Origin of the sequence: Pluralibacter gergoviae ATCC 33028 = NBRC 105706, assembly GCF_001598855.1 — a bacterium.
Lineage (GTDB): Bacteria > Pseudomonadota > Gammaproteobacteria > Enterobacterales > Enterobacteriaceae > Pluralibacter > Pluralibacter gergoviae.
In genome coordinates this window covers 1-556 of the sequence record NZ_BCZS01000100.1, presented here as the reverse complement: position 1 = coordinate 556, position 556 = coordinate 1, and the positions used below count along the sequence as shown (strand labels likewise).

At 51.4% G+C, this 556-nt stretch carries 1 tRNA gene and 1 rRNA gene; both read left to right on the top strand.

Annotated elements, in window-relative coordinates:
* The first annotated feature begins 38 nt into the window (after positions 1 to 38).
* A tRNA-Glu gene (locus tag ENGE1_RS26315) sits at positions 39 to 113 on the top strand.
* Positions 114 to 293: 180 nt separating this feature from the next.
* Positions 294 to 556 (top strand): 23S ribosomal RNA (locus tag ENGE1_RS26310); the annotation flags it as partial.

Below are 556 nucleotides of genomic sequence, written 5' to 3'. Positions count from 1 at the left end.
GTAACGAGCAAGACGGCTACGAAGTCGTGACACTCCGTGTCCCCTTCGTCTAGCGGTTAGGACTCCGCCCTTTCACGGCGGCAACAGGGGTTCGAATCCCCTAGGGGACGCCACTTGCTGGGTGTGAGTGAAAGGCACAACCAATCAGTATCTCAAAACTCATCTTCGGGTGACGTTTGAGATATTTGCTCTTTAAAAATCTGGATCAAGCTGAAAATTGAAACGACACACTTTAAGTGTGTTCGAGTCTCTCAAATGCTTGCAGCACGAAGTGAAACATCTTCGGGTTGTGAGGTTAAGCGACTAAGCGTACACGGTGGATGCCCTGGCAGTCAGAGGCGATGAAGGACGTGCTAATCTGCGAAAAGCGCCGGCGAGGTGATATGAACCTTTGACCCGGCGATGTCCGAATGGGGAAACCCAGTGCAATTCGTTGCACTATCGTTAACTGAATACATAGGTTAACGAGGCGAACCGGGGGAACTGAAACATCTAAGTACCCCGAGGAAAAGAAATCAACCGAGATTCCCCCAGTAGCGGCGAGCGAACGGGGAGG